General features: G+C 47.3%; 28 protein-coding genes. 26 read left to right on the forward strand and 2 right to left on the reverse strand.

The features are described 5' to 3' along the window. Window positions 1-29 precede the first annotated feature (29 nt). From GN277_RS10580 to GN277_RS10590, 3 genes are all read left to right on the forward strand, one after another. Window positions 30-263 (forward strand): hypothetical protein, encoded by a 234-nt coding sequence (locus tag GN277_RS10580; RefSeq protein WP_159751000.1) that lies wholly within the window; start codon window positions 30-32, stop codon window positions 261-263. Between the two features lie 146 nt (window positions 264-409). After that, window positions 410-2,563: an FtsX-like permease family protein gene (locus tag GN277_RS10585; protein ID WP_159751001.1), complete on the forward strand. Its 2,154-nt coding sequence runs from the start codon at window positions 410-412 to the stop codon at window positions 2,561-2,563. Further along, window positions 2,560-3,342 (forward strand): ABC transporter ATP-binding protein, encoded by a 783-nt coding sequence (locus GN277_RS10590; protein WP_244324671.1) that lies wholly within the window; start codon window positions 2,560-2,562, stop codon window positions 3,340-3,342. The genes GN277_RS10585 and GN277_RS10590 overlap by 4 nt, the downstream gene beginning before the upstream one ends. A gap of 94 nt (window positions 3,343-3,436) precedes the next feature. Here GN277_RS10590 and GN277_RS10595 read toward each other — a convergent pair whose 3' ends face one another. Next, on the reverse strand, window positions 3,437-4,798 hold the full coding sequence (locus GN277_RS10595; RefSeq protein ID WP_159751002.1) for a peptide MFS transporter: 1,362 nt from the start codon (window positions 4,796-4,798) through the stop codon (window positions 3,437-3,439). A gap of 324 nt (window positions 4,799-5,122) precedes the next feature. Between GN277_RS10595 and GN277_RS10600 the strand changes: the two genes are divergently transcribed. From GN277_RS10600 to GN277_RS30125, 18 genes are all read left to right on the forward strand, one after another. Beyond that, a complete protein-coding gene (locus GN277_RS10600; RefSeq protein ID WP_159751003.1) occupies window positions 5,123-6,562 on the forward strand; it encodes an acyl-CoA carboxylase subunit beta in 1,440 nt (479 codons plus the stop codon). 14 nt (window positions 6,563-6,576) lie between these two features. Continuing rightward, window positions 6,577-7,371 (forward strand): OadG family transporter subunit, encoded by a 795-nt coding sequence (locus tag GN277_RS10605; RefSeq protein WP_244324672.1) that lies wholly within the window; start codon window positions 6,577-6,579, stop codon window positions 7,369-7,371. A gap of 24 nt (window positions 7,372-7,395) precedes the next feature. Further along, a complete protein-coding gene (locus GN277_RS10610) occupies window positions 7,396-7,770 on the forward strand; it encodes a biotin/lipoyl-containing protein (protein WP_159751004.1) in 375 nt (124 codons plus the stop codon). Between the two features lie 41 nt (window positions 7,771-7,811). Beyond that, on the forward strand, window positions 7,812-8,969 hold the full coding sequence (locus tag GN277_RS10615) for a sodium ion-translocating decarboxylase subunit beta (RefSeq protein ID WP_159751005.1): 1,158 nt from the start codon (window positions 7,812-7,814) through the stop codon (window positions 8,967-8,969). 19 nt (window positions 8,970-8,988) lie between these two features. Further along, entirely contained in the window at window positions 8,989-10,413 is a 1,425-nt protein-coding gene (locus tag GN277_RS10620; RefSeq protein WP_159751006.1) for an oxaloacetate decarboxylase subunit alpha, read from the forward strand. A 227-nt stretch (window positions 10,414-10,640) separates the two neighbouring features. Further along, on the forward strand, window positions 10,641-11,555 hold the full coding sequence (locus GN277_RS10625; protein WP_159751007.1) for a MurR/RpiR family transcriptional regulator: 915 nt from the start codon (window positions 10,641-10,643) through the stop codon (window positions 11,553-11,555). Window positions 11,556-11,558: 3 nt separating this feature from the next. Next, on the forward strand, window positions 11,559-12,812 hold the full coding sequence (locus tag GN277_RS10630) for a BaiN/RdsA family NAD(P)/FAD-dependent oxidoreductase (RefSeq protein WP_159751008.1): 1,254 nt from the start codon (window positions 11,559-11,561) through the stop codon (window positions 12,810-12,812). Between the two features lie 57 nt (window positions 12,813-12,869). Beyond that, window positions 12,870-13,526, forward strand: coding sequence for a (d)CMP kinase (gene cmk / locus GN277_RS10635; protein WP_159751009.1), 657 nt, complete (start codon window positions 12,870-12,872; stop codon window positions 13,524-13,526). 22 nt (window positions 13,527-13,548) lie between these two features. After that, window positions 13,549-14,406: a 4-hydroxy-3-methylbut-2-enyl diphosphate reductase gene (gene ispH / locus GN277_RS10640; protein ID WP_159751010.1), complete on the forward strand. Its 858-nt coding sequence runs from the start codon at window positions 13,549-13,551 to the stop codon at window positions 14,404-14,406. Further along, complete coding sequence (rpsA, locus tag GN277_RS10645) at window positions 14,387-15,469, forward strand: 30S ribosomal protein S1 (protein WP_159751011.1); 1,083 nt, start codon at window positions 14,387-14,389, stop codon at window positions 15,467-15,469. Before ispH ends, rpsA begins: the two co-directional genes overlap by 20 nt. Before the next feature lie 204 nt (window positions 15,470-15,673). Next, window positions 15,674-16,993 (forward strand): electron transport complex subunit RsxC, encoded by a 1,320-nt coding sequence (rsxC, locus tag GN277_RS10650; protein WP_159751012.1) that lies wholly within the window; start codon window positions 15,674-15,676, stop codon window positions 16,991-16,993. A gap of 54 nt (window positions 16,994-17,047) precedes the next feature. After that, window positions 17,048-17,977 carry an RnfABCDGE type electron transport complex subunit D gene (locus GN277_RS10655; RefSeq protein WP_159756640.1) on the forward strand — a complete coding sequence of 310 codons (930 nt, stop codon included), beginning with the start codon at window positions 17,048-17,050 and terminating at the stop codon, window positions 17,975-17,977. Next, entirely contained in the window at window positions 17,977-18,558 is a 582-nt protein-coding gene (locus GN277_RS10660) for an RnfABCDGE type electron transport complex subunit G (RefSeq protein ID WP_159751013.1), read from the forward strand. Before GN277_RS10655 ends, GN277_RS10660 begins: the two co-directional genes overlap by 1 nt. Window positions 18,559-18,569: 11 nt before the next feature. After that, a complete protein-coding gene (gene rsxE, locus GN277_RS10665; protein WP_159751014.1) occupies window positions 18,570-19,295 on the forward strand; it encodes an electron transport complex subunit RsxE in 726 nt (241 codons plus the stop codon). A gap of 13 nt (window positions 19,296-19,308) precedes the next feature. Next, window positions 19,309-19,884: an electron transport complex protein RnfA gene (locus GN277_RS10670; protein WP_159751015.1), complete on the forward strand. Its 576-nt coding sequence runs from the start codon at window positions 19,309-19,311 to the stop codon at window positions 19,882-19,884. 12 nt (window positions 19,885-19,896) lie between these two features. After that, window positions 19,897-20,688, forward strand: a complete 792-nt coding sequence (locus GN277_RS10675) for an RnfABCDGE type electron transport complex subunit B (protein WP_159751016.1) — start codon at window positions 19,897-19,899, stop codon at window positions 20,686-20,688. A gap of 78 nt (window positions 20,689-20,766) precedes the next feature. Beyond that, window positions 20,767-21,183: a DUF2752 domain-containing protein gene (locus tag GN277_RS10680; protein WP_244324673.1), complete on the forward strand. Its 417-nt coding sequence runs from the start codon at window positions 20,767-20,769 to the stop codon at window positions 21,181-21,183. Window positions 21,184-21,253: 70 nt separating this feature from the next. Next, window positions 21,254-21,880 carry a hypothetical protein gene (locus GN277_RS30125; RefSeq protein ID WP_244324674.1) on the forward strand — a complete coding sequence of 209 codons (627 nt, stop codon included), beginning with the start codon at window positions 21,254-21,256 and terminating at the stop codon, window positions 21,878-21,880. Window positions 21,881-21,959: 79 nt separating this feature from the next. Here the strand turns inward: GN277_RS30125 and GN277_RS10690 are convergent, their stop codons facing one another. After that, entirely contained in the window at window positions 21,960-22,949 is a 990-nt protein-coding gene (locus GN277_RS10690) for an FAD:protein FMN transferase (protein WP_159751018.1), read from the reverse strand. Window positions 22,950-23,160: 211 nt separating this feature from the next. Here GN277_RS10690 and GN277_RS10695 point away from each other — a divergent pair, with 211 nt between their 5' ends. From GN277_RS10695 to zapA, 5 genes are all read left to right on the forward strand, one after another. Next, window positions 23,161-23,532 (forward strand): NusG domain II-containing protein, encoded by a 372-nt coding sequence (locus tag GN277_RS10695; RefSeq protein WP_159751019.1) that lies wholly within the window; start codon window positions 23,161-23,163, stop codon window positions 23,530-23,532. A 65-nt stretch (window positions 23,533-23,597) separates the two neighbouring features. Continuing rightward, entirely contained in the window at window positions 23,598-24,089 is a 492-nt protein-coding gene (locus GN277_RS10700; protein ID WP_159751020.1) for a Gx transporter family protein, read from the forward strand. A gap of 44 nt (window positions 24,090-24,133) precedes the next feature. Continuing rightward, a complete protein-coding gene (gene ruvA, locus GN277_RS10705) occupies window positions 24,134-24,745 on the forward strand; it encodes a Holliday junction branch migration protein RuvA (protein ID WP_159751021.1) in 612 nt (203 codons plus the stop codon). 72 nt (window positions 24,746-24,817) lie between these two features. After that, the gene (gene ruvB / locus GN277_RS10710; protein WP_159751022.1) at window positions 24,818-25,825 is read left to right on the forward strand and encodes a Holliday junction branch migration DNA helicase RuvB; all 1,008 of its coding nucleotides are present in this window, start codon (window positions 24,818-24,820) and stop codon (window positions 25,823-25,825) included. 102 nt (window positions 25,826-25,927) lie between these two features. Then, on the forward strand, window positions 25,928-26,341 hold the full coding sequence (gene zapA, locus GN277_RS10715) for a cell division protein ZapA (RefSeq protein WP_159751023.1): 414 nt from the start codon (window positions 25,928-25,930) through the stop codon (window positions 26,339-26,341). Window positions 26,342-26,436 lie beyond the last annotated feature (95 nt).

A 26,436-nucleotide genomic window follows, 5' to 3' on the forward strand; every position in this document is an offset into this window, starting at 1 on the left:
ATTTGAATGAAATAGAAAGTGAGGAAATAATGAAAAGATTAGGCAAAATATATAAAATAATTTCCATCCTTGTCTATACCTTTCTCTTTACCGCCATATGGCTTCCCTGGGTTACCTATGGCGGTAAGAGTTACTGTCTGCCCGCATACATCAGGATGGTAAATGAGGCGGGCGGAATTGTGGACATTACTAATGGAGACCCGTCTTGGGTAGCCTCCTACTACCTTTTTTTGTACCATTGCTTGGGTCTGCGTTTGCGGTGATTTACATAATCGGAGGCCTTGCCAAAAAAAATGTAAGGCTTTTCTGGAGGCTGGTTCAGTGGTGTGAATTCTTGTATACAGTTACGGCAATCATTCTTTTTCCCATGGTGCCCATGGGATGGACATATGTGCTCCCCATTCTCTGTTTGGCTGAATTCGTAATATCACAGTATGCAGAGCAGAGAGATGAGATACTGCGTGAGGCAAGGATTCGTGCAGAGCGTGACCGGCTTGAGAAAGATGAGCGAAAGAGAAGGCTGTACTTTCCGGGCAGATACAGTATCTATTACTATAAGATGATCCTGAAAAATGTAAAATACCACATTCGCAATTATGTGATGCTTATACTGAGCGGAACATTTTTGATGATATTTTTGTATCTGGTATTCGCACTCTGGCGCGCATTTCAGGGAGTCCATACAAAGGAGGCGGTGATTGGAGGCGAGATTCAGGCGATTATGCTGAGCGCCGTCTGGATCGGCCTTCTGTTGAATGCTGTGCTCATGGGATTTTCCTTTTCTTACTATATCCGCAACAAGATGCAGGAGGAAAAGGCGCTTGTGCTTCTGGGAATCCGCAGTAAGTCGCTGACTTCGATTATGATGATGGAGTACGTCGGCTGCCTTATGTGTTCCGTTGTTCTGGGGATTGGGCTTGGAAGTCTATTGTTCAGGTTTTTGATTTCCATGCTGCAAAAAAGGTTTGACTTCACCTTTCAGTGGATGCCCCCCTCCACGTATCTTCTAATGCTTACCATCTTTTTGGTAGCAGCTCTTGTGGCTGCCGCGGTAAACGGACATGTCTACGAGCATATGCGATGGTCAGCGGCAGGGCTTCTGGAGCCTAAAAAGAATCGGATACCTGGATTATCAGGGTGGATCAGAGGAGGATTAGGCGCAGTACTTATCTGCGTGGCGCTGTTGGGACTGTCTAAGAGAAGCGGCGGAGAGGATGTGGGACTCCAAGGGTGGTATCTGATTGGAGTGTATTGGCTGATTCTGTGTATTCTGTCGGCCCAGATGAAGCGTCTGAAGGCGGATGAGAATCGTTATTATGGACAAGTGTTTGGCAATCTTACATTTCTTACCAGGTTTCGGGAGAATCTTAAGAAGGTTTATTTATTGACCTTGATTGCATTTTTTGTTATGTATACGTTTTCCTCGATTTATATTGGTATTGCCGCAGCGCCGTCGGGAGAAGAACAGTATCCTTATGACTATGTTTGTACCTCGGTTATGGGGGAGGAGGAATTTTTCACAGAGCTTGGCAGAGAAAATGAGGGGGAGATGTATGATTATCCCATGGTAACCACATTTACCTCCAAGCCCAATAAGGTTTCAGTCTTAGAAACCATAAAAGGGATACTGACCCTTCGATATACGGCGGTAAGCAACGGTCGGGAGGTACTGCCGGTGCTGCCGGTACAGATTGGAATACCGGAATCCGTTTATATAGAGCTTAAGGAAAAAAAGTACGGGGAGAAACCAGAAGCTCTGGGCCTGACCGGAGAGGAGATTGCTGTGGTCTATCAGGAGGATACTTCTGTCAAGGCCCATATTCTGGATTGGTTAAGACCAGAGGAGGGAATCCATCTCCAGACCTTAAATCCAGATTTAGAGCTTAATGGGTTTGAGGCTTATCAGGCAAAGAAGGTACAAAAAGAAGAACGGGATATCCTAACCGGCGTATGCAGTAATGGAATGTGGCAGAATCTCATTGTATTTTCAGACGAGTATTTTCAAGAGCTTTTTCAGGGAGAGAGGATGTATCTGCTGAATACGGGGGAAGCCTATGACAAAGTCGGCGACCTGTTGACAGAAAAGGCAGTTGAGGAGGAAACTATAAGCTTTTATGGCAGAAAGTCGAGCATACAGGATATGGAGACAGAGCGGTATCTAAAACAGGTAATCTGGCTGTTTATGACGGTGATGACCGGCATATGCGGAATCTATCTGATCTTCATTAAATTTTGCTTTGAGATGGATGAAATCGTAGAACGTTACCGTTTTCTGGACTGCATGGGGATGCATGAGAATACATTAAAAAAGACGCTGCGCAGGGAAATGCTGCCGTTTTTTGCCTTGCCGTTTATAGCAGGGGGCGGCTCGGCTGTAATCTTTTCGGCCCTTACTTTTAAAGTCAGAATGTATACGGGTGAAGAAATCATGAAGTATCTGTGCTATGCCTTGCCTGTCTGGCTGCTCTACTGGCTGATACAGGCAGCAGTTTATCAGGTGCTCAAAAGAGTGCTTCTGGGTAAGATTATTAAGTATGTTTTCAGGAAGGGGAAGAAATTGTGACAGAAATCATAAGAACGGAAAAACTGGTAAAAAATTATTATAGAAATAATGATACAAAGAATCCAGAAGCAAGGATAGAAGTGTTGAAGGGCTTGGATATTACCGTAAATGAAGGGGAATACGTATGTATTATGGGGAGCTCTGGGGGAGGTAAAACCACTCTCCTTAAGATATTCGGAATGATGGAAGCAATCACTGACGGTAAGTTTTACTTTAAGGGAAGGGATGCCTCCGACCTTTGGAAAGATGAGCTTGCAGACATCCGCAGACGGGAGATTGGCTTTGTATTCCAGGATTTCTATCTTATGGACAGCCTGTCCGTGGGAGAGAATATTATGGTGCCAATGATTCTTGACAAAGCTTTGGCTTCGGAGATGAAAGAGAAGATGCAGGGTCTGGCCAAGCGGTTCGGAGTGGAAAAGCTGCTGGATAAAGCGCCGAAGGAGTTGTCTGGAGGGGAGAAGCAGAGGATTGCAATCTGCCGCGCATTAATTAATGATCCAGACGTAATTATGGCAGATGAGCCTACCGGAAATCTGGATGCCAAATCCAGCCGCCGTCTGATGGAGACATTTGACGAGATTAATCAGGGTATGAAAAAGAATATCATCCTGGTAACCCATGATCCGAAGATTGCCTGCAGAAGCAGCAAGATATTTTTTATTGACGACGGAGTAATTGCCGCTGTTCTGGAAAAGAGGGATGGGGATTCGGCACAATTTTATCGAGAGATATTAAGAATGATGGAGCAGATGGAAGGGCAGACAGATGCCGATTGAGGAAAATAGTGCTGCATTAAAAAATACAAGATATGGCGTTTGGATTCTGCCATATCTTGTATTTTACTTTTAACTCAATGACCTTTTCATATGTCTATTCCTCGGTCTCCATCTTTTCAAGTTTACCGCTGATCGCCCATAGAACTACGCCGAATACAATAACGATTGCTGCAAGAGCGCCGTATCCAACTGCGAAATTCACTGTCTTCAAGTAGTCGTATACCGGCGGATAAATCTTGTTAGAGAAGAATACCGCGATTGGCCAGAAGCCTAACAGCAGTCCCAGAACCTTCGCCGGCGCCAGCTTGGAAATAAATGAATTCCCAAGTGGAGAGAAGACCATCTCACCTACAGACATCAGGACACATACCAACAGAAGGAAGATAATAGAACACTGTCCGTCCCCTGCAACCATGTCGGCAACTACCATTACTACGTAGGAGATACCGAGAAGGATCATACCAAGCCCTGTCTTCTGATACATGCTCATATCGCCCTGAGGCCTGTTCGCTAATTTTGCCCACACACCGGCAAGAACCGGTCCAAGGATAATACAGGTAAGGGCATTGATGGAATCAAACCATGACGTAGGTATCTGGAAGCTTCCGATATACCAGTTTGCCTTGTTCATGAAGTCTGAACCGTCGCCATATCCGAAACGGTAATATGCAGGCATATAAGTCATATACCACAATGCCCAGAATACTACGGAGAAGATGGTAATCAGAACGATAACCGCAATCTTCTTCTTGTCGCCGGATGTAAGAGGCGCAGCTTCTGCCTTTGCTTTCTTCTCGGCAGATACAAATTCTCTCTGGTCGTGCTTGAACGGCTTCTTGCCGGCTTCACCCAGAGATTTGCCGTTCAGGATAAACCATGCGGCGTCAATGAACAAGAAAATCGCACAAATCAGGAATACAGTATTAAAGCTGCATTTAATACCAAAGAGACCTGTTGTTGCAAGGATTGCAATAAAGGTGGTTCCAACGAATGATCCAATATTAACAAAGGAATACTGGATTGAGAAGGCGGCGTCAAGTTCTTCTTTGTCGTGGAACAAAAGGCCGTTTACACCGGATAAGTTACCCTTAAACAAACCGGTACCAATAGATACCAAAATAATCATTGCCCAGACCAGACCTAATGAATGAGCCTGCCATGTACACAGGTATCCTATTCCCATAAGAATCATGCCTACTGCTACGCAAAGCTTTGGACTTAACCAGTAGTCAGCGATGTAACCACCAATCATAGGTGTGATGTAGGTCATTGCAACAAAGTTTGCAGAAAGAGCTACACCTTCGCTGTCGCTAAGACCAAGTCCGCCGGCTGCAACATCAGTTGCAATCCAAATGGCTAACAGGTATTTTACCGTGTAGAATGCGAGACGCTCAAATGTAAACCCCATTGAACACACGTAAAAGCCAAATGGTCTGCGTTTTTTTGCTGTTTCCATAAAATTCACCCTCCAATTAATATAGTTTATTCCACAAAATATGTACATATAGATATATGTATTCTTGTGAAAATCTACAGTAAATATATCATAAAACAGACCAAAGTACAACTGGCAATTTAAGAAATTTTTAAGTAATTTTACATTTTTTATAGAAATAAATGGAAGTATTTTATAGATTCTGCCCTGCATTTCTACAGTCAAAAAAAGTATTGCAGGAAAGCAACAAAAGGGATATAATATAATTGGCAAAAATTTGGTTTTGCTTTTTTACTGTTACGAGTAAGACCTATTTTAATATGAAAGAAAATGGAGGGCTTGACTATGGGCAACATGGCAACAGAGAGTGCAGCAAGTGTTAGGGTAACTGACTTACTTGATGCAGGAAGCTTTGTTGAGATCGGCGGGGCGGTTACTGCCAGGAACACGGATTTCAACATGCAGGAAAAAGAGACTCCTGCCGATGGCGTGATCACCGGTTATGGAGTAATTGATGGGAATTTGGTGTATGTGTACAGCCAGGACGTGTCCGTATTGAACGGTGCAGTAGGCGAGATGCATGCCAGGAAGATTGCGAACATCTATGATATGGCAATGAAGATGGGAGCGCCTGTAATCGGTCTGGTGGACTGTGCGGGACTTAGGCTTCAGGAGGCGACGGACGCGCTGCATGCGTTTGGAAATCTTTATTTGAAACAGACTATGGCTTCTGGGGTAATCCCGCAGATTACGGCAATTTTTGGGACATGCGGCGGCGGCTTATCCGTTGTTCCTGCACTGACAGATTTTACGTTTATGGAGGCTGAAAAGGCAAAGCTGTTCGTAAATTCTCCCAATGCCCTTCCAGGCAACAATATTTCCAAGCTTGACACTTCATGTGCGAAGTACCAGAGCGAGGAAGCAGGTCTTGTGGACGCTGTAGGGACCCAGGAGGAGATTCTTGCCAATATCCGTGCCCTGGTGTGCATGATTCCGGGCAACAATGAGGAGAACGGCTCTTACGAGGACTGCCAGGACAGCTTAAACCGTCTCTTAGACGGGATCGAGAATGCTGCGGAGGATACGTCCATTGCCCTTTCCATGATTGCGGATGACAATGTATTTTTCGAGACGAAGCGTGATTATGCCAAGGATATGGTGACAGGCTTCATTCGTTTGAACGGCATGACTGTTGGCGCGGTTGCCAACCGTACCAAGGTATATAATGAGGAGTCTGAGGTTACGGCTCAGTTTGACGGTTCTTTATCTGCTGACGGTGCAAAGAAGGCGGCAGAATTCGTAAACTTCTGTGACGCTTTTAACATTCCGGTGCTGACCCTTACCAATGTGACAGGTTTCGCGGCATGTGAGTATGAGGAGAAGAACCTTGCAAGGGAGGCGGCTAAGCTTACCTATGCATTTGCCAACGCAACGGTGCCCAAGGTGAATGTAGTGATTGGCAAGGCTTTTGGAAGCGCTTATGTCACCATGAACAGCAAGTCCATTGGAGCTGACATGGTGTATGCATGGCCGGCGGCTGAGATTGGAATGATGGAGGCGAACCTTGCCGCTAAGATTATGTATGCAGGAGCAGACGCCGATACGTTAAAAGAGAAAACTGCGGAATATAGAGAGCTGCAGTCAAGCCCGTTATCTGCTGCAAGAAGAGGCTATGTGGATACCATCATTGAGCCGAGTGAGACCAGGAAGTATGTGATCGGCGCCTTCGAGATGTTATTCACGAAGAGAGAAGACCGTCCAATGAAAAAACACGGGTCGGTTTAGAGAGGTGAGGCAAAGTGAGGAAAAAAATTAGCTTATTACTCTGTGCTGTGGCTGTCATGCTCTGCTTTACCGCATGCGGAAGCGCTCAGAAGGATGATGAGACTGAGTATAACGAATCGGCGATCGAGCAGACCACAGAGTTCATGATTCAATATTGCACCAATGCTGACGAGGCCATGCGAAAAGAATTCCGAAACATGAAAGAGCTGAAACTGGATTTCCAGTTGATGCAGTCAGGGATTCCCATTACGGCGGAGAGCTTCCTTGGCGCCCTGAATGCATGGGAAGCTGCTGAGGAGGAATGTGGAGAGTATAAAAGCCACGGTGATTTTACTTCGGAGATTACCAACGAAGGATATAAGCTCTCTGCTAACGCCAAGTTTGCGGACAGGGAAGCGACGATTAGCTTTATCTTTGACGATAAGTCTTATATGGAGTCAATGACGGTTGACGCAAAGTATTCCATGGGAGAGATTCTTGCAAAAGCAGGGATGAATACTGTCCTTGGAATGGGAACCGTGTTCGTGGTATTGATATTTATCTCTTTTTTAATCTCCCAGTTTAAGGTCATTCCGGCGTTGTTTGGCTCTAAGAAGAAAGAAGAACCGGCAAGCGCGCCAGTTGTGAGCGGGCCTTCAAGCGTTTTGGAAACGGTTGAGACGCAGGAGACGGACGATACGGAGTTGATTGCTGTAATTGCGGCGGCGATTGCGGCGGCTAGGGAAGAAGCAGGCATGGATGAAGCTTGTGCGGGCGGTTTCTTTGTGAGAAGCATCAGGCGCCGTCCGGCAAATAAATGGAAAGCATAAGACGTAGAAGGAGGATTTTTTAAAATGAAAAATTATACGATTACAGTAAATGGCAATGTATATGATGTTACGGTAGAAGAAAACGGCGCAGGCACAGCGCCGGCAGCGGCGGCAGCGCCAAGGGCGGCAGCGGCGCCAAAGGCAGCGGCTCCGGCTCCAAAAGCAGCGCCGGCGGCAGGCGCAGGCTCTGTTGAAGTGAAGGCAGGCGCGGCAGGAAAGGTGTTCAAGCTTGAGGCAAGCGTGGGACAGAGTGTGAAGAAGGGCGATGCCGTAGTAATCATTGAGGCAATGAAGATGGAGATTCCGGTTGTGGCGCCAGAGGATGGAACTGTGGCCAGCATCAATGTGGCAGTTGGAGATGCGATTGAATCAGGCGCTGTTCTTGCCACATTAAATTAGGATAATCTTTTTGATTATCTGACACGACTGGAGGTTAAAAGATGGAATATATAACAACGACATTAGGAAACCTCGTGCAGCAGACGGCATTTTTCAGTCTTACACTGGGCAATCTGGCGATGATTGTGGTTGCATGTTTTTTCCTGTATTTAGCGATCAGGCATGGGTTTGAACCGCTTCTCCTTGTGCCGATTGCGTTCGGTATGCTTCTGGTGAATATTTTTCCGGATATCATGCTGCATGCAGAGGATGCGGCAAATGGGACGGGCGGTCTGCTCTACTATTTCTATATGCTGGATGAGTGGTCGATTCTGCCTTCCCTGATATTCCTTGGAGTAGGCGCAATGACAGACTTCGGGCCGCTGATTGCCAACCCGAAGAGTTTTCTTCTGGGTGCGGCGGCGCAGTTCGGTATCTTTGCGGCATATTTGGGAGCCATGGCAATGGGGTTCTCAGACAAGGCGGCGGCAGCGATTTCAATCATTGGCGGTGCGGACGGACCGACTTCTATTTTCCTTGCAGGTAAGCTGTCACAGACGGCGATTATGGGCCCAATCGCAGTAGCGGCATATTCCTATATGTCTCTGGTGCCGATTATCCAGCCGCCCATTATGAAGCTTCTGACCACGGAGAAGGAGCGTAAGATTAAGATGGAGCAGTTAAGACCGGTTACCAAGCTTGAGAGAATCCTGTTCCCGATTATCGTTACGATTGTAGTCTGTGTGATTCTCCCTACCACGGCTCCCCTGGTTGGTATGCTGATGCTTGGAAACCTGTTCCGTGAGTCCGGTGTGGTAAGACAGTTGACGGATACGGCAAGCAACGCCCTGATGTATATCGTAGTTATTTTGCTTGGTACTTCCGTAGGCGCCACCACCAGTGCGGAGGCATTTCTGAACGGAGATACGATTAAGATCGTCATTCTTGGTCTGGCTGCATTCATGTTCGGTACAGCGGCAGGCGTCCTGTTTGGGAAGATCATGTGTGTCGCTACAGGCGGCAAGGTGAATCCTCTGATTGGTTCTGCCGGCGTATCTGCGGTTCCGATGGCGGCAAGGGTATCCCAGAAGGTGGGGGCGGAGGCTGATCCGACCAACTTCCTTTTGATGCATGCCATGGGGCCTAATGTAGCCGGAGTTATCGGCACAGCGGTAGCGGCAGGAACGTTTATGGCGATTTTTTGGAGTGATGTAAGGTAATTAGAACATCTATTAAAATATGGAGGATAGAAAATGGCAGAGAAAAAAACCAATTAAAATAACAGAAACCATTCTGCGTGACGCGCACCAGTCTCTGATTGCCACACGTATGACGACGGAACAGATGCTTCCCATTGTCGAGAAGATGGACAAGGTGGGGTACCACTCCGTAGAGTGTTGGGGCGGCGCCACCTTTGACGCGTCGCTTCGTTTCTTAAAGGAGGATCCATGGGAGAGACTCCGCAAGTTCCGCGACGGGTTCAAGAACACCAAGCTTCAAATGTTATTCCGTGGACAGAATATTCTGGGATACCGTCCCTATGCGGATGACGTGGTAGAGTATTTTGTTCAGAAGTCTGTGGCAAACGGAATCGATGTGATTCGTATCTTTGACTGTCTCAATGACCTTCGTAACCTGCAGACAGCGGTTACGGCGGCAGTAAAGGAGAAGGCGGACGCACAGGTGGCGTTGTCCTATACGCTGGGTGATGCTTATACATTGGATTACTGGGTTGACATTGCTAAGAAGATTGAGGATATGGGCGCAACCTCCATCTGTCTTAAGGATATGGCGGGGCTTTTAGTTCCCTATAAGGCGACGGAGATGATTGAGGCGCTTAAGGAGGCAACCAGCCTTCCGATTCAGCTTCACACCCACTATACCTCCGGCGTTGCTTCCATGACCTATTTAAAGGCAGTAGAAGCAGGGGTGGATGTCATTGATACAGCCATGTCGCCCTTTGCCCTTGGTACTTCACAGCCTGCCACAGAGGTTATGGTTGAGACGTTTAAGGGTACGCCTTATGACACAGGCTTTGACCAGGGACTTCTCTCAGAGATTGCAGACCATTTCCGTCCGATTCGGGACGCTGCTCTTGAGAGTGGGCTTTTGAATCCGAAGAACATGGGCGTCAATATCAAGACGCTGCTTTACCAGGTTCCGGGCGGTATGCTTTCCAACCTGACCTCTCAGCTTAAGGAGCAGAATGCAGAGGACAAGTATTACGACGTTCTGGAGGAGGTTCCGAGAGTGCGTAAAGACTTAGGAGAGCCGCCTCTTGTTACACCGTCCTCACAGATTGTTGGTACTCAGGCAGTGTTCAATGTACTGATGGGCGAGCGTTATAAGATGGCCACTAAGGAGACGAAGGATATCTTAAGCGGCAAGTACGGCGCAACCGTTAAGCCATTTGACGAGGAAGTGAAGAAGAAGGTTCTGGGTGAGAATCCGGAGGTTATCACCTGCCGTCCTGCGGACTTGATTCCTGATGAGCTTGATACTCTGCGAAAAGAGTGCGCTCAGTGGAGTCAGCAGGATGAGGATGTGCTCTCTTATGCACTGTTCCCGCAGGTCGCTACGGACTTCTTTAAGTACAGGGAGGCGCAGCAGACGAAGATTGACCAGACCATGGCGGATACGAAGAATGGAAGTTATCCGGTTTAAATTAGGATATAGAGAGATGGGGAAAGGGACTGCTATTGCGGTCCCTTTTCAAATACTAATTCATAGACCTCCTGGGCTGTTTTGTCCGGATTTTGGGAAATTGCATTGTAGATCGGAAAAAGCTCGTCAACATAAAATTCTGTTGCCGGAAAACTCTCTTGAATGTTTGGGAGACAGGCTATATAATAGTAACGGTGTAATAGATGTAGGAAAGAGGCCTTAATGCTATGCGAAGCAAGAATGAGTTGTTGAATAAGATCGAGGACGGATATCCGAAGTTCAGTAAAGGCCAGAGAAAGCTTGCTGACTTTATTAGGAAGGATTATGACAAAGCGGCTTTTCTGACAGCGGCTAAGATGGGAGAAGAGGTGGGCGTTAGTGAATCCACTGTGGTACGGTTTGCCATGGCCCTTGGCTATGACGGGTATCCGGCTTTCCAGAAAGCCCTTGGGGAAATGGTGCGGACAAAGCTGAATTCCATCCAGCGCATGGAGGTGACCTACGGCAGAATCAGCCAGGGGGAGATTCTGGCAACCGTGTTACATTCAGATATTGAAAAAATTAAGCTGACCATGGAAGCCATCGACAGAGAGACCTTTGAGATGGCTGTGGATACCATACTTAACGCAAGAAAGATTTATGTGGTGGGAATCAGAAGCTGTGCTCCCCTTGCCAGCTTCCTCTGTTTTTATCTGAATTTGGTATGTGACGGAGTGGTTGCGGTAAATACCAGCAGTCCCAGCGAGATTTTTGAGCAAATGCTCAGAATCAATGAGGAGGATGCCATTATCGGCATCAGTTTTCCAAGGTATTCCATGCGTACCCTAAAAGCCCTGGAATACGCCAGCAATCGGAAAGCCAAGGTAATCACCCTGACAGACAGCGTCCATTCGCCCATGACGCTTTACTCCTCTTGTAATCTGATTGCAAGAAGCGATATGGCTTCCATCGTGGACTCACTGGTTGCGCCCTTAAGCGTGGTAAACGCGCTGGTGGTAGCCTTGTGTATGAAGAAGCAGAAGGAAGTGATTACCACCCTTGAGACGTTAGAGGAGATTTGGGACGAGTACCAGGTATACAATAAGGATGAGCTGAATCTGGTGGGGGAGAAAATGGAGATGTCAGGCGTTGGGGAGGAGTAAGATATGAGTGAGGTTTTGGTGATAGGCGGCGGCGCAGCAGGTATGTTTGCCGCCATTGCGGCGGCAAGGAACAAACACAGGGTCTGCCTTCTTGAAAAGAATGAGAAATTGGGGAAAAAACTCTTTATCACAGGAAAAGGGAGATGCAATATTACCAACGCATGCGATATGGAGACCTTGTTTTCCTCTGTAATCAGCAATCCAAGGTTTCTGTACAGCAGCTTCTATGGATATACAAACCAGGATGTGATTCAATTTTTTGAAGGCCTTGGGGTGCCTACGAAGATAGAACGGGGAGAGAGAGTATTTCCTGTATCCGACCATTCCTCGGACGTGCTTCGAGCCATGGAAAAGGAGATGAAGCGGCTTCATGTTCAGGTCAGACTCCATACGGAGGTTGTAGGGCTCTGTGTCAGAGACGGAAGATTCGTAGAGGCAGAGCTGGCATGTGGGGAAAAGCTTGGAGGGGATGCCTGTATTGTGGCGACAGGCGGCCTTTCTTATCCGACCACCGGCTCTACAGGGGACGGATATCGTTTTGCCAGAGAATGTGGGCATACGATTACTCCGTGTATGCCGGCCCTTGTGCCGATGGAGGTAAGGGAGAGCTGGGCCGGCAGTCTGATGGGCCTTTCTCTTAGAAATGTATCAGCATCCATTTATCAGGGAAAGAAACGGCTGTTCCAGGAGTTCGGGGAGATGCTGTTTACCCATTATGGAGTCAGCGGCCCATTGATGATCAGCGCCAGCAGCTATGTGGGACAGAAGCTTAAAGATGAGGAATTAAGGCTTGAGATTGATTTAAAGCCTGCTCTAAGTGAGGAGCAGTTGGACCAGAGGGTGCGAAGGGACTTTGAGGAGAACTGTAACCGGCAGTTTAAGAATGCACTTGGAAAATTGTTCCCTTCCAAATTGCTTCCGGTTATGGTAGAATTAAGCGGAATTGCTCCAGAGAAAAAGGTTAATGTCATATCAAAGGATGAACGGATGAGATTCGTACGTCTGATCAAGCATCTGACGATGACCCTTTCGGGGCTTCGGGATTTTAATGAGGCCATCATTACCAGGGGAGGCGTTAAGACGAAGGAGGTAGAGCCAAGGACCATGGAGTCCAAGTATGTGAAGGGGCTGTACTTTGCAGGGGAGGTGCTGGATTTGGACGCGCTTACGGGAGGATTTAACCTGCAGATTGCGTGGTCAACGGGATATGCGGCGGGAAGCAGCATCCCCCAGACTGGCGGGGCATCCGGTCAGTAATTAAGCTTAAGTAAAGATATTCAAACAGACAATATGTCGGAACAGGAGAAAAAGAAGATGGGATACAATGTAGCAGTAGACGGACCGGCTGGTGCGGGGAAGAGTACCATCGCCAAGCTGGTGGCAGAAAAAAAAGGGTATATTTATGTTGATACAGGAGCCATGTACCGTGGTCTTGCCATTCATTTCCTTGACAGAGGGATAAAGGCAGAGGAGACAGAAAAGGTGATTGAAGCCTGCAAGGATGCGAACGTAAGGATTTGCTATGAAAATGGTGTGCAGCAAGTCTATTTAAACGGTACGAATATTACCGGAAGGCTCAGGGATGAGGCCGTGGGCCGGATGACATCAAAGTGCTCCGTGATTCCGGCGGTCCGTGAAAAACTTTTAGACCTTCAAAGGGAACTTGCCAGAACCCAGGATGTAATCATGGACGGGAGAGACATTGGAACCTGCGTGCTTCCTGACGCAGATGTAAAGGTTTATCTGACTGCAAGCGTCAAGACCCGTGCAAAACGCCGCTATGATGAGCTGACTGCAAAAGGAGAGAGCTGCGACTTTGACGAGATTGCAAAGGATATTAAGGAGAGGGATGAACGAGACATGAATCGGGCGACAGCGCCCCTTAAGCAAGCCAAGGACGCTGTCTTGGTGGACAGCTCGGACATGTCAATCGAGGAAGTAGTAGAGACCATTGCTAAGCTGTGCAGATAAAAACAGGTTGAAGGAGAAAACCATGCATATTGAATTAGCGAAAACAGCCGGCTTCTGCTTCGGCGTAAAACGCGCGGTGGAGACGGTCTATGAGCAGGTTAGATGCCATAAGAGCCGCCGAATTTATACTTACGGTCCCATCATCCACAACGAGGAGGTCATAAAGGACCTTAAGAAGCAGGGGGTCTCGGTACTCCATTCTGAGGAAGAACTTTTAAAGATAGAGGACGGGGTGGTAATTATCCGTTCCCATGGAGTACCTCGACATATTTATGACTTGCTAAAGAAAAGGAACATTACCTGCGTTGACGCCACCTGCCCCTTTGTGAAAAAGATTCACAGAATCGTGGCCGAGGAAAGCGAAAAAGGCTCCCATATTGTTATCATTGGAAACAGCGTCCATCCAGAGGTGGAGGGGATTCGAGGATGGGCGAAAGACCAGGTGAGTGTCATCCAGTCAGCAGAGGAGGCAGAGCATTTTCAGGCTGAGAAAGAGGGTCAGAAAGTGTGCATTGTGGCCCAGACGACATTTAATTACAATAAATTCAAAGAATTAGTTGAAATTATTGATAAAAAGGGTTATGATATAATTGTTTTAAATACGATTTGCAATGCGACGAAAGAACGCCAGGAAGAGGCGCGCCGGATTGCAGGGAGAGTAGATGCTATGGTAGTAATAGGGGATAAGCGTAGCTCTAATACTCAGAAGTTATTTGAAATATGTAAGAATGAATGTTTGAATACGTACTATATACAGACACTTGACGATTTGGATATGAATCAATTAAGGTCCGTGGAAACAGTAGGTATTACAGCAGGGGCATCCACGCCCAATATTATAATTGAGGAGGTTCAAAATTATGTCAGAATTAACTTTTGAACAAATGTTGGAAGAGTCTTTCAAGACAATAAGAAATGGAGAGGTTGTGGATGGTACTGTCATCGATGTGAAGCCCGATGAAATCATCTTGAATATAGGTTACAAGGCAGACGGTATCATCACAAGAAGCGAGTATACGAACGAGGCGAATGCAGATCTGACTACAATGGTGTCAGTGGGGGATGCCATGACTGCAAAGGTCTTGAAGGTTAATGATGGCGAAGGTCAGGTGTTATTGACGTATAAGAGGCTTGCTGCCGAGAAGGGCAATGAAAGATTAAGAGAAGCATATGAGAATCATGAAGTATTGAAGGCTCCTGTTGCACAGATTCTCGGAGGCGGATTGAGTGTCGTAGTGGAAGAAGCAAGGGTGTTCATCCCTGCCAGCCTGGTTTCCGATACTTACGAGAAGGATCTTACAAAGTATCAGGGTCAGGAGATTGAGTTTGTGATTAGTGAGTTCAATCCAAGAAGGAACCGTGTGATCGGTGACAGAAGACAGCTTCTTGTTGCAGAGCGTGCGGAGAAGCAGAGAGAGCTTTTTGCAAGGATTCAGGCAGGCGACCGGATGGAAGGAACTGTTAAGAATGTAACGGATTTTGGCGCGTTTGTGGATCTTGGAGGAGTTGACGGGCTTCTTCATATCTCAGAGATGTCCTGGGGACGTGTTGAGAATCCGAAGAAGGTATTCAAGGTTGGCGAGAAGCTGGAGGTTATGATTAAAGAGATTCATGACACTAAGATTGCCTTGAGCCTGAAGTTCCCAGAGAGCAATCCGTGGGCGAATGCAGGGGAGAATTTTGCTGTAGGTACGGTGATTGATGGAAAAGTAGCCAGGATGACAGATTTTGGTGCATTTATTGAGCTTGCACCAGGAGTTGATGCGCTGCTCCATGTTTCCCAGATTGCAAGGGCGCATGTGGATAAGCCGTCAGACGTGCTTTCCGTAGGTCAGGAGATTACGGCGAAGATTGTAGATCTGAATGTTGCGGAGAAGAAGATCAGCCTTAGCATGAAGGTTCTGGAGAATTCTTCCGAAGATTCTTCTGATGATGGGCAGTAATAAAAAACTGAATTGTGTATAAGATTAAGGGTAGAGATCCATCGGGATTTCTACCCTGTTTTACGCAAGACAGATAGCAAGGTTCCGTTAAAATTTCGACAAGATGTTCGGGGAAATATACAAGGAAATACTGGAATCTACTAGATAATTAGGGGATTTTGTTGTATAGTAGATAAAGAGAAAATAGGAAGGAAGGATAAAGGGATGGCATTGTTAACGTTTAAGGGTGGAATCCACCCGGATGACGGCAAGAGCCTGGCGAAGGATAAGGCGATTGTCGAAGTAAAACCCAAAGGGGATCTGGTGTATCCGGTTTCTCAACACATAGGCGCTCCTGCCAATCCGGTAGTAGCAGTTGGAGACCGTGTCTTAAAAGGTCAGATGATCGCGGAAGCCGGAGGGTTTGTGTCGGCGCCGATCTATGCATCGGTTTCAGGGAAGGTGAAAGCAATCGCACCCCACTTGAACCCCACAGGAGGCACTGTGAACAGCATCGTGATTGAGAACGACGGCGAGTATGAAGAAGTGGAGTATCCGGCTGTAAAGCCTTTGGAGGAGATGACAAAAGAGGAGATACTGAACACGATTGGCGCTGCCGGAGTGGTTGGTATGGGAGGCGCCGGTTTCCCCACAAGGGTGAAGCTTTCACCGAAGGAGCCGGATAAGATTGACTATATTATAGCAAACTGTGCGGAATGTGAACCATACATTACGGCGGATTACAGGTGTATGCTGGAGATACCGGAGAAGCTGGTAGGCGGCATGAAGATTATCCTCAAGCTCTTTGACAATGCAAAGGGTATCTTTGGAGTGGAGGATAATAAGCCGGATTGTATCGAGAAATTAAAAGAACTGACCAAGGATGAGCCCCGAATGGAAGTCCTTGCTCTTAAGACCAAGTATCCTCAGGGCGGTGAGCGTCAGTTAATCTACGCGACCACGGGGAGGGCCATTAACTCCGCAATGCTTCCTGCGGATGCGGGATGCGTGGTGGATAACGTGGCGACGATGATCAGTATCTATGAGGCTGTGGCAGAAGGAAAGCCGTCTATGAGCCGTGTGACAACCGTAAGCGGCGACGCTGTGAACGCGCCTGGGAATTTTAAGGTTCCTTTTGGTCTGAACCAGGCAGAGCTGATTGAGGCTGCAGGGGGCTATAAGAGCGAGCCTGAGAAAGTAATTTCCGGCGGTCCGATGATGGGCTTTTCCATGTTTTCATTGGAGGTTCCGATAACGAAGACGTCCTCATCAATCCTCTGTCTTACAAAGGATGAGGTAGCAAAGTTTGAGCCGACGGCGTGTATCAACTGCGGACGATGTGTGGATGCCTGTCCCAGCCGTCTGATTCCGTCAAGGCTTGCGGATTACGCAGAGCATCATAACGAGGAGGCATTCACGAAGCATGAAGGCTTAGAGTGTATGGAATGTGGCTCCTGTAGCTTTGTATGTCCGGCGAAGCGGCCCTTAAAGCAGGCTATTGGCTCGATGAGAAAGATTGCGCTGGCAAACCGCAAGAAGAAATAAAGAATTTAATAGAAGAGGAAGAGGTGAACAAACGTGAGTGAGAACAAGTTGAAAATGTCATCTTCACCACACATTCGTTCCAAAGTTACTTCAAGCAATATTATGCTCTATGTGACGATTGCGCTGCTGCCGGCTTCTGCTTTCGGTGTATGGAACTTTGGAGTGTCAGCCCTCGTGATGCTGATCTGTACCACAGCGTCCGCGGTCCTGACGGAATACATATATGAGAAATTAATGCACAAGAAGATCACGATTAACGATTACAGTGCGGTGGTTACCGGATTGCTGCTTGGCCTTAACATGCCGGCGTCCGCACCCTGGTGGATGGGCGTACTGGGGGGCATCTTCGCAATCCTGATCGTGAAGCAGCTTTTTGGAGGTCTGGGTCAGAACTTCATGAATCCGGCTCTTGGCGCAAGGTGCTTCCTGCTGATTTCATTTACCAGCCAGATGACCACCTTCATCTATGACGGCGTGACGGGTCCTACCCCGCTTGCTCAGTTAAAGAGCGGCGAGATGGTAGACAGCATGAGCATGCTGATTGGACGGATTCCAGGAACCATTGGTGAGACGTCCGTAATTGCCATTGTGGTCGGCGCTATATTCCTGATTCTTATGGGAATCATTGATCTTCGGATTCCAGGGACTTATATCGCGACCTTTGTGGTATTTATCGGTATTTTCGGACATTTTGCGAATCCCGACGTGGGCTTCTTTGATCCACAGTATATTACCGCGCATCTTTGCGGAGGCGGTTTGATGCTTGGCGCATGGTTCATGGCGACCGATTACGTAACTTCACCCATCACGAAGAAGGGACAGCTTGTGTATGGCGCCCTTCTTGGTATTCTGACAGGTTTATTCCGTCTCTTTGGCGGTTCTGCGGAGGGTGTATCTTATGCGATTATTATCAGTAACCTTTTAGTGCCGTTAATCGAAAGGGTTACTCTTCCAAAACCATTTGGTAAAGGAGGAGAGAAATAATGAATAAAATATTAAAGAATACATTGATTCTGACAGCGATTACATTGGTTGCAGGGCTGGGACTCGGATTGGTGTACGAGGTCACCAAGGCTCCTATTGCCCAGGCTCAGGAGACTGCCAAGAAAGAGGCGTGGCAGAAGGTATTTCCAGAGGCGGACATCAACGATTTTGAGCAGATAGAGATTGACCAGGCTGCGGCAGACCAGGCCCTTGCCGATATGGGTGTAAACGGAACCGTGGATGAGGCTTGTACCGTAGGTGATTTGGGCTATGTTGTTACGGCTACGGATAAGAATGGCTTTGGTGGAAGCATCCAGGTAACTGTGGGCATTACCAGCGACGGCACAGTGAACGGAGTATCAATCCTGTCCATCAACGAGACGGCGGGTCTTGGAATGAAGGCCACAGAAAGCTCATTCTATGGACAGTATGAAGGAAAACAGACAGAGAAGTTTGTGGTATCCAAGGACGGCGGGGACGGAGAGCCGATCGACGCGTTAAGCGGCGCAACCATCACGTCCAGGTCTGTGACAGGCGCAGTCAATGCGGCTCTTGGATATTATCAGGCTGCATTTCAATAGGAGGTAGAAAGATGAATAATTGTACCGAAAGAATCTATAACGGTCTGGTCAAAGAAAACCCTACCTTCGTCCTGATGTTGGGTATGTGTCCGACCCTGGCGGTAACCACGTCCGCCATTAACGGTGTAGGTATGGGCCTGTCTACGACGGTCGTACTTGTACTGTCTAATATGCTGATTTCCATGCTGCGTAAGATTATTCCGGATTCCGTCAGAATGCCGGCGTTCATCGTAGTGGTGGCTTCATTTGTAACGATTGTACAGTTCCTTTTAGAAGGCTTTGTTCCCAGCCTCTATGCGTCCTTGGGACTTTACATTCCGCTGATTGTTGTAAACTGTATCATCCTTGGCCGTGCTGAGAGTTATGCGTCTAAGAATCCAGTTATGCCGTCCATCTTCGATGGTATCGGTATGGGTCTGGGATTTACCGTGGGCCTAACTGCCATCGGTATTGTCCGTGAGGTGATTGGTACGGGCGCGATCTTTGGACAGCAGCTTCTTCCTCTTGCAGATGCTGCGGCAGGAAAAGGAGGCTATGTGCCAGTTACCATCTTCATCCTTCCTCCGGGAGCATTCCTGGTGCTTGCATTCCTGGTTGCATTACAGAATAAGGTAAGGAATAATGCGGCTCGTAAGGGCAAGAAGGTGGTAGAAGCAGCAGGCTGTGGAGAAGGCTGTGCATCCTGCGGTAATGGCGCGTGCAGCGGAAAAGTTTTCCCGACAGGAAATGAAAAGTAGGAGGGGTACATAGATGAAAGAATTATTGATTATTGCAATCGGATCTGCTCTCGTGAATAACGTTGTACTCAGCCAGTTCCTGGGAATCTGTCCCTTCCTGGGCGTATCCAAGAAGGTGGATACAGCGGCCGGAATGGGCGGTGCGGTAGTATTCGTTATCACGATAGCGTCACTTGTTACTAGCTTAATCTACAAATTTATCCTGATGCCCTTGGGATTTGAATACTTACAGACGATTGTATTCATTTTGATTATTGCGGCTTTGGTTCAGTTTGTTGAGATGTTCTTAAAGAAGGCAATGCCGCCCCTCTACAATGCGTTGGGCGTGTATCTGCCGCTTATCACAACAAACTGTGCGGTACTCGGTGTGGCTTTGACCAACGTACAGAAGGAATACAGCGTTCTTCAGGGTGTGATTAACGGTATCGGAACATCTGTCGGATTCTTAATCGCCATTGTAATTATGGCTGGAATCCGTGAAAAGATTGAGTACAATGACATTTCAGAGTCCTTCCAGGGAACGCCCATCGTGCTGGTAACAGCCACCCTTATGGCGATTGCGTTCTGTGGATTCTCAGGACTGATATAGGAGGGGCAGACAATGAGTGTTACAGGTATTATAATTGCTGCTGTGATCGTGGGCGGCACCGGTTTATTCATTGGTGTGTTCCTGGGAGTTGCAGGCAAGAAATTTGCGGTAGAAGTAGACGAGAGAGAAGAAGCCATCACAGGTGTGCTTCCTGGAAATAACTGCGGCGGCTGCGGATACGCAGGATGCTCCGGCCTTGCGGCAGCTATCGTTAAAGGCGAGGCGGAGATTAGCGGATGTCCGGTAGGCGGCGCGCCGGTGGCGGAGAAGATCGGCGCTATTATGGGCGTGGAGGCAGGCGCTGCGGCACGTCAGGTTGCGTTTGTCAAATGTGGGGGAACCTGTGATAAGGCAGGAAAAGACTATGAGTATTATGGCCTGAATGACTGTGTTATGGTGAATATGATGCAGGCAGGAGGCCCGAAGTCCTGTAATTACGGGTGTCTTGGCGAGGGAAGCTGTGTGAAGGCTTGTCCTTTTGACGCCATCCATATCGTGGACGGGGTTGCCCTTGTGGATAAGGACGCATGTAAAGCCTGCGGCAAGTGTATCGCGGCATGTCCAAAGAAGCTTATTGAGCTTGTTCCTTATGACCAGAAGCATCTGGTACAGTGCAGCTCAAGGGATAAGGGCAAAGACGTGATGAAGGCTTGTTCTGTTGGGTGTATTGGATGTAAGATGTGCGAGAAGGTCTGTGAGTCTGATGCAATTAAGGTGGAGGGCAACGTTGCCCATATTGATCCGGAGAAATGTACAGACTGCGGCAAGTGTGCTGAGAAGTGTCCAAAGAAGATTATTATGTAAAATCTTTCGATGATGAGGAGAATAGAACAGCAGCCGATGAAAAGAACTTTCATACAGACAGTGCAAAACGCTTTCAGATTGTTATGGAAAGATATCAAAGATATAAAATGGGCGATTATTGTAGTAATCGCCTATTTTGTATTGGCGAAAAATTATCTGTACAGCTTGTGTCCGATGGTGGTTATTACAGGCTTCCCATGTCCGGGATGCGGACTTACCAGGGCGGGGGTTAGGCTCCTTCGGCTGGATTTTGCAGGAGCGTTTCAAATCCATCCTTTCATTTATCCTATTGTGGTCTGTTTGGGAATCCTTGGGTGGAATCGTTATATCAGGAATCGCAGGATGGGGACAGGGCTTAAGCTTTTGTCAGCGATTATTTGTATTCTGATGATTTTGTTTTATATCTGGAGAATGGTGTGTTATTTTCCCCAAGAGCCGCCTATGAGTTATTATGGAAGGAATTTATTAAGGTTTTTTCACAAAGCTGTTTACTGATTGAAATTATGCTGTTTCCGTGGTAAAATGAATATTAACAGTAATCAGAGCAGTACGAGGAGGATGTACGATGGAAAATAATTATGATAATACACCAAAAGAGAATGACAGCTCCAGCCAGCCTGTTAGTGATTCCAATGGAGGACAGTTGAATTCAGACTTGACGGTCAGTCAGCAGGACAAAGGCGCAGATACGAAGGGCCAGTATACAGATCCTAATGCAGGAGCGCAGCCTGATCATTCTCAGCAATATCCATACAGCAATCAGAATAACTATAACTACAATCAGCAGAACAATGGTTATCAGTATGGCCAGAATGGTCAGAACAGTGGTTATAATTATAACCAGAACCAGAATTATAGTCAGTATCAGAATTATAATCAGAATAACAATTATAATTATCAGGACAACTATAGCTACAATACGGGCAATCAGCACAATCAGATGTATGAGCCGGGGCAGGATACGACTCCCATGACCATGGGAGACTGGCTTCTTACTCTTTTGGCGGCCATGATTCCATGTGTGGGCATCATATTATATTTTGTGTGGGCGTTCAGCAAGACCACGAATGTGAACCGCAGGAATTTCTGTCGGGCTCAGTTGGTCATCATGGGTGTGGTGCTGGTTATCTACATTATTTTCTTTGCGCTGTTTGGCTCTGTGCTTTTTAGCGCTGGAAGCTGGTATTATTAAACATTTGCATGCAAAAACCTTCCCAGAGAAATCTGTGAAGGTTTTTTGTCATATCTGGGAAAATCCAGACAATATTCTGCTATTTTAGCTTATGCTGAAAATTCTTGGAGTAGTGAATCTTATTGTCATTGGTAATAAAGACGGCGTCCACATTGTCTAACTGTTCAATCAGCCGCATACTCTTGTCGTAGCCCAGCAGGAAACAGGTGGTGCTTAAGGCGTCGGCTGTGAGGGAGGAATTGGTAATAATGGTGACGCTGGTTAAGTTATTTTCGCAGGGATAACCTGTGTTCGGATCCAGTATGTGGTGATACAGCTTGCCGTCTGCCTCGAAATAGCGCTGGTATGTGCCGGAGGTAACGACAGATTTGTTGGAAATCCGTACAGAGGTAATGGGTTCTCCAGTCATGTCAAAGGGCTTCTGGATACCGATGTTGTAGTCAGAACCGTCCAGCCGGCTTCCCATAGCGAGAACATTTCCACCGAGATTAATGACAGCGTGTTTGACCCCCTGCTCTTTGAGATACTTTTTCAAGATATCTGCGATGTAGCCCTTGGCAATACCGCCCACGTCGATTGAGGCGTAAGGGTCCAGGAGACGGACTGTGTTGCCGTCTATGAGGATATTTTTGTAATCTACATGGCTTGCTGCCTCGTAGATCGCCTCCGGAGCCGGCAAAGCAGGGGCTTCTGCATGAAAATCCCACAGGTTGGATACAGGGGCGATGGTGACGTCAAAGGCGCCGTTGGACAGATCACCGTAGTAGATTGCTTTCCTCAAGAGAGTGACAGTCTCGTCGGAGACTTCTACGGAATTGCCACCGGCGCTGTTAATACGGGAAATCTCACTGTCTTCTATCTTGTTCGAGAACATGGCGTGATACTTTTTGCAAATATTTTCACAGCCCTTCAGCACTTCTTCATCGGCTCTGTCAAGAATCTCGATTCGGACCACTGTATCAAAGAGAGTGTCGGTATAGACTTGATTTTGCTCTTTCTTAAGTCCCGAACAGCCAGATAGAAGAAGGGCGGCGGATACAAGCAATGCGGTAAGTTTTTTATATTTCATAAATACACCTCGTTTCATAAATCATTATAGCGTAGGTGAGGGCTTCAATCAAACTCTTTTTTATATGAAATCTAATTATTGAATTGCATGGTACAAGATTGCATAAATATTCATATGTATAAGGGAAATCTCTCATAAAATCGAACATGTGGTTGCAGAACAGGATTTCTTGTGTTAGAATGTTATAGAGAAAATAATGAGGTTGATGTTTATGAAGAATGGTTTGAAGAAAAAGGACTGGATTCTGATTGCGGTGATCCTGTGTGTGGCGGGGCTTACCGTCCTTGTCCATACATTTATCGGCGGTGCGGGCGCCAACAGGGTGATCGTTAAGATAGAGGGTGCGATTGAAGGAATATACAGCCTGTCGGAAGACAGGGAGGTAGAGATAAATGGAGGCACGAACCTGCTGAAGATTAAGAATGGGGAGGCGTCTATGAGCTGGGCAGACTGTCCAGACCAACTGTGCGTTCACCAGAAGCCAGTATCTTTGAACCGTGAGAGTATTATCTGTCTTCCCAATAAGGTGGTTGTGGAGGTGGAGTCCAGTGGGAACAGGGAATTTGACGCTGTGACGAACTGATGAGATTTTCGGTTTTGCAGTAGGAAGGTTTTCATATATACGGTTTTCACATAGGAGGGACATTTTTGAAAAGCAAGGTGGCATATTTGGGGGTATTTACGGCGCTGGCGTTAATCTTTAGCTATGTGGAGACGCTGATACCGTTTCATTTCGGCGTTCCGGGGATGAAGCTTGGGCTTGCGAACCTGATCATCGTGATTGCGCTGTATAAGATGGGCTTTTGGGAGGCCTTCCTTTTGTCCATAGTGCGGGTGCTCCTTACCGGCTTTTTGTTTGGAAATTATTTCAGCATTATTTACAGCCTGGCAGGGGCTTTCTTAAGCCTTTTGGTGATGGCAGGGCTTAAGCGGGCACGCGGGTTTAGCGTAATGGGGGTGAGCGTTGGCGGAGGTGTGTTCCATAATATTGGACAGCTTATTGTGGCGATGCTGGTGGTGGAGACGTTCAGCGTAATCTACTATGTGCCGGTGCTTCTGATTGCCGGACTTGTGACAGGACTTCTGATAGGGATTGCGGCGAATGAGATGTTGGAGAGGCTTAAGAATCTTAAGTTATGATATGCGTCTGCTGCTTTTACTGGTTAAAAAGAGGGAGGAATGGTATGATATCATATCTAAGAGGGACGCTTGCTGCGTTGGAGGAGGATAAAGTAATCATAGATGTGGGTGGCGTTGGCTATGGAGTTTTTATGTCCGGTTCGTCCATGGGGCGCCTGCCGTCTGTGGGAAGTGAAGTGAAGCTTCATACATATCTTAATGTGAAGGAGGATGCCATGCAGTTGTATGGGTTTCTTTCACGGGATGATTTGTCTGTGTTTAAGCTGCTGATTGGGGTTAATGGGATTGGGCCCAAGGGAGGGCTTGGAGTCTTGTCAGCGTTAAGTCCTGATGATCTGCGGTTTGCGGTGCTGGCCAATGATGTGAAGGCAATCTGTGCCGCACCAGGGATAGGGAAGAAGACGGCGGAGAAGCTGATTTTAGAGCTTAGGGACAAGCTTGAGCTTTCGGATGCTTTAGAGCATATTGCTTCTGCTTCTGATGTGTCTGGGGGGACAGAAACATATGGCCAGGTTCAGGGCGAGGCTGTCCAGGCTCTTGTGGCCCTTGGATATGGCAGTACAGAGGCATTGAGGGCAGTCAAGAAGGTGGAAGTGGGGGAAGCTATGGAGGCGGAGGACGTGCTGAAGCTGGCATTAAAGTATATGTCTCTTTAAATGCAGAGCTTATGGAAGGCACATCATGGAGCAGGCGCTTCAAAGTAAAAATAATGAGGGTGAGTTTTGAAAATGGGCAGACGAATTATTACGACGGAGAATCTGGATGAGGATGTTAAGATTGAGAATCATCTGCGTCCGCAGATGCTTGCGGATTATATCGGACAGGAGAAGGCGAAGGAGACGCTTAAGATCTATATTGAGGCGGCAAAGGCAAGGGAGGAGCCTTTGGATCATGTGCTGTTCTATGGTCCGCCGGGGCTTGGAAAGACCACCCTTGCGGGAATCATTGCCAACGAGATGGATGTGAATCTTAAGATTACTTCCGGTCCTGCCATCGAGAAGCCAGGGGAGATGGCCGCGATTCTGAATAACCTGCAGGAGGGCGACGTGTTGTTTGTGGACGAGATACACCGCTTAAACCGGCAGGTGGAAGAAGTGCTCTATCCGGCAATGGAGGATTACGCTATTGACATTATGATTGGGAAGGGAGCCAGTGCAAGGTCTATCCGCTTAGAGCTTCCGAAGTTCACCCTTGTGGGCGCCACCACCAGGGCGGGGATGCTGACGGCGCCCCTTAGGGACCGTTTTGGTGTGGTGAACCGAATGGAGTTCTATACAGTGGAGGAGTTAAAGACCATTCTTTTGCGCTCTGCAAAGGTGTTGGAGGTGGGCATTGACAGTAAGGGAGCAGATGCGCTGGCCAGGCGCTCAAGAGGGACGCCGCGGCTTGCCAACAGGCTTCTAAAGCGTGTGCGGGATTTTGCACAGGTCAAGTATGACGGCTACATTACAGAGGAGGTGGCGAACTATGCCCTGGATCTTCTGGATGTGGATAAGGAGGGGCTGGACCAGACGGACAGGCGGCTATTGCTGGTAATGATTGAAAAGTTCTTAGGGGGACCTGTGGGGCTTGATACCCTGGCTGCTGCCATCGGAGAGGATGCAGGAACCATTGAGGATGTCTATGAACCATACCTTCTGATGAACGGATTCATTCAGCGGACGCCGAGAGGAAGGATTGTGACGGACCATGCATACCGCCATCTTGGAATTTCCCGCGAAATTATTGAAAAATAGTTGGTTTTTGGAGAAGTATCGTTTATAATAGAGTGAGAGTCGAAAAACTGTGGCTGACAGTTTTTCGTATACTAAGGCATAAGAATTTCGAGGAGGCTTCTAATGGCATCATCAAAAAACTTTACAGAAGTATTAATAGGGGGCAAGGTATTCACCCTGAGCGGTTTTGAGAGTGAAGAATATCTGCAGAAAGTATCGACCTATCTGAATCATAAGATTGAGGAGTGCAGTAACAGCGACGGATACCGGAAGCAGAGTGCCGAGACCAGAAGCATTTTGCTGGCGCTGAATATTGCAGATGATTATTTTAAGGCAAAGAAGCAGGGCGGCACACTGGAAAGTGATATAGAGGCAAAGGATAAAGAGATGTATGATCTGAAGCATGAATTGATTTCTGTTCAGATCAAGCTGGAAAATGCAGAAAAGTCTATGGACAAGCTCAAGGAAGAAAATAAGGAATTTCAGATGAAGATTGTCCAGCTTGAAACGGAGATAAAGAATAATCGTAAGAAATAGGCTGTCTTTTGACAGCCTTTTTTAAGGAAGTGGTAACGAGTCTTAAACCAGGCTTATATGGGGTGAAGGAAAGGACTTTTAGGACAAGTTTAAGG

It is taken from the genome of Sporofaciens musculi, from assembly GCF_009830285.1.
Taxonomy (GTDB): Bacteria; Bacillota; Clostridia; order Lachnospirales; family Lachnospiraceae; genus Sporofaciens; species Sporofaciens musculi.

Coding starts and splice junctions, on each gene's coding strand:
- GN277_RS10660 (WP_159751013.1), top strand. CDS start 17,977: ATGAATAAAATATTAAAGAATACATTGATTCTGACAGCGATTACATTG.
- GN277_RS10610 (WP_159751004.1), top strand. CDS start 7,396: ATGAAAAATTATACGATTACAGTAAATGGCAATGTATATGATGTTACG.
- GN277_RS30125 (WP_244324674.1), top strand. CDS start 21,254: ATGGAAAATAATTATGATAATACACCAAAAGAGAATGACAGCTCCAGC.
- GN277_RS10655 (WP_159756640.1), top strand. CDS start 17,048: ATGTCATCTTCACCACACATTCGTTCCAAAGTTACTTCAAGCAATATT.
- GN277_RS10580 (WP_159751000.1), top strand. CDS start 30: ATGAAAAGATTAGGCAAAATATATAAAATAATTTCCATCCTTGTCTAT.
- ruvA (WP_159751021.1), top strand. CDS start 24,134: ATGATATCATATCTAAGAGGGACGCTTGCTGCGTTGGAGGAGGATAAA.
- rpsA (WP_159751011.1), top strand. CDS start 14,387: ATGTCAGAATTAACTTTTGAACAAATGTTGGAAGAGTCTTTCAAGACA.
- GN277_RS10595 (WP_159751002.1), bottom strand. CDS start 4,798: ATGGAAACAGCAAAAAAACGCAGACCATTTGGCTTTTACGTGTGTTCA.
- zapA (WP_159751023.1), top strand. CDS start 25,928: ATGGCATCATCAAAAAACTTTACAGAAGTATTAATAGGGGGCAAGGTA.
- GN277_RS10670 (WP_159751015.1), top strand. CDS start 19,309: ATGAAAGAATTATTGATTATTGCAATCGGATCTGCTCTCGTGAATAAC.
- rsxE (WP_159751014.1), top strand. CDS start 18,570: ATGAATAATTGTACCGAAAGAATCTATAACGGTCTGGTCAAAGAAAAC.
- GN277_RS10625 (WP_159751007.1), top strand. CDS start 10,641: ATGCGAAGCAAGAATGAGTTGTTGAATAAGATCGAGGACGGATATCCG.
- rsxC (WP_159751012.1), top strand. CDS start 15,674: ATGGCATTGTTAACGTTTAAGGGTGGAATCCACCCGGATGACGGCAAG.
- GN277_RS10630 (WP_159751008.1), top strand. CDS start 11,559: ATGAGTGAGGTTTTGGTGATAGGCGGCGGCGCAGCAGGTATGTTTGCC.
- GN277_RS10690 (WP_159751018.1), bottom strand. CDS start 22,949: ATGAAATATAAAAAACTTACCGCATTGCTTGTATCCGCCGCCCTTCTT.
- ruvB (WP_159751022.1), top strand. CDS start 24,818: ATGGGCAGACGAATTATTACGACGGAGAATCTGGATGAGGATGTTAAG.
- ispH (WP_159751010.1), top strand. CDS start 13,549: ATGCATATTGAATTAGCGAAAACAGCCGGCTTCTGCTTCGGCGTAAAA.
- GN277_RS10620 (WP_159751006.1), top strand. CDS start 8,989: ATGGAGGATAGAAAATGGCAGAGAAAAAAACCAATTAAAATAACAGAA.
- GN277_RS10600 (WP_159751003.1), top strand. CDS start 5,123: ATGGGCAACATGGCAACAGAGAGTGCAGCAAGTGTTAGGGTAACTGAC.
- GN277_RS10615 (WP_159751005.1), top strand. CDS start 7,812: ATGGAATATATAACAACGACATTAGGAAACCTCGTGCAGCAGACGGCA.
- GN277_RS10695 (WP_159751019.1), top strand. CDS start 23,161: ATGAAGAATGGTTTGAAGAAAAAGGACTGGATTCTGATTGCGGTGATC.
- GN277_RS10675 (WP_159751016.1), top strand. CDS start 19,897: ATGAGTGTTACAGGTATTATAATTGCTGCTGTGATCGTGGGCGGCACC.
- cmk (WP_159751009.1), top strand. CDS start 12,870: ATGGGATACAATGTAGCAGTAGACGGACCGGCTGGTGCGGGGAAGAGT.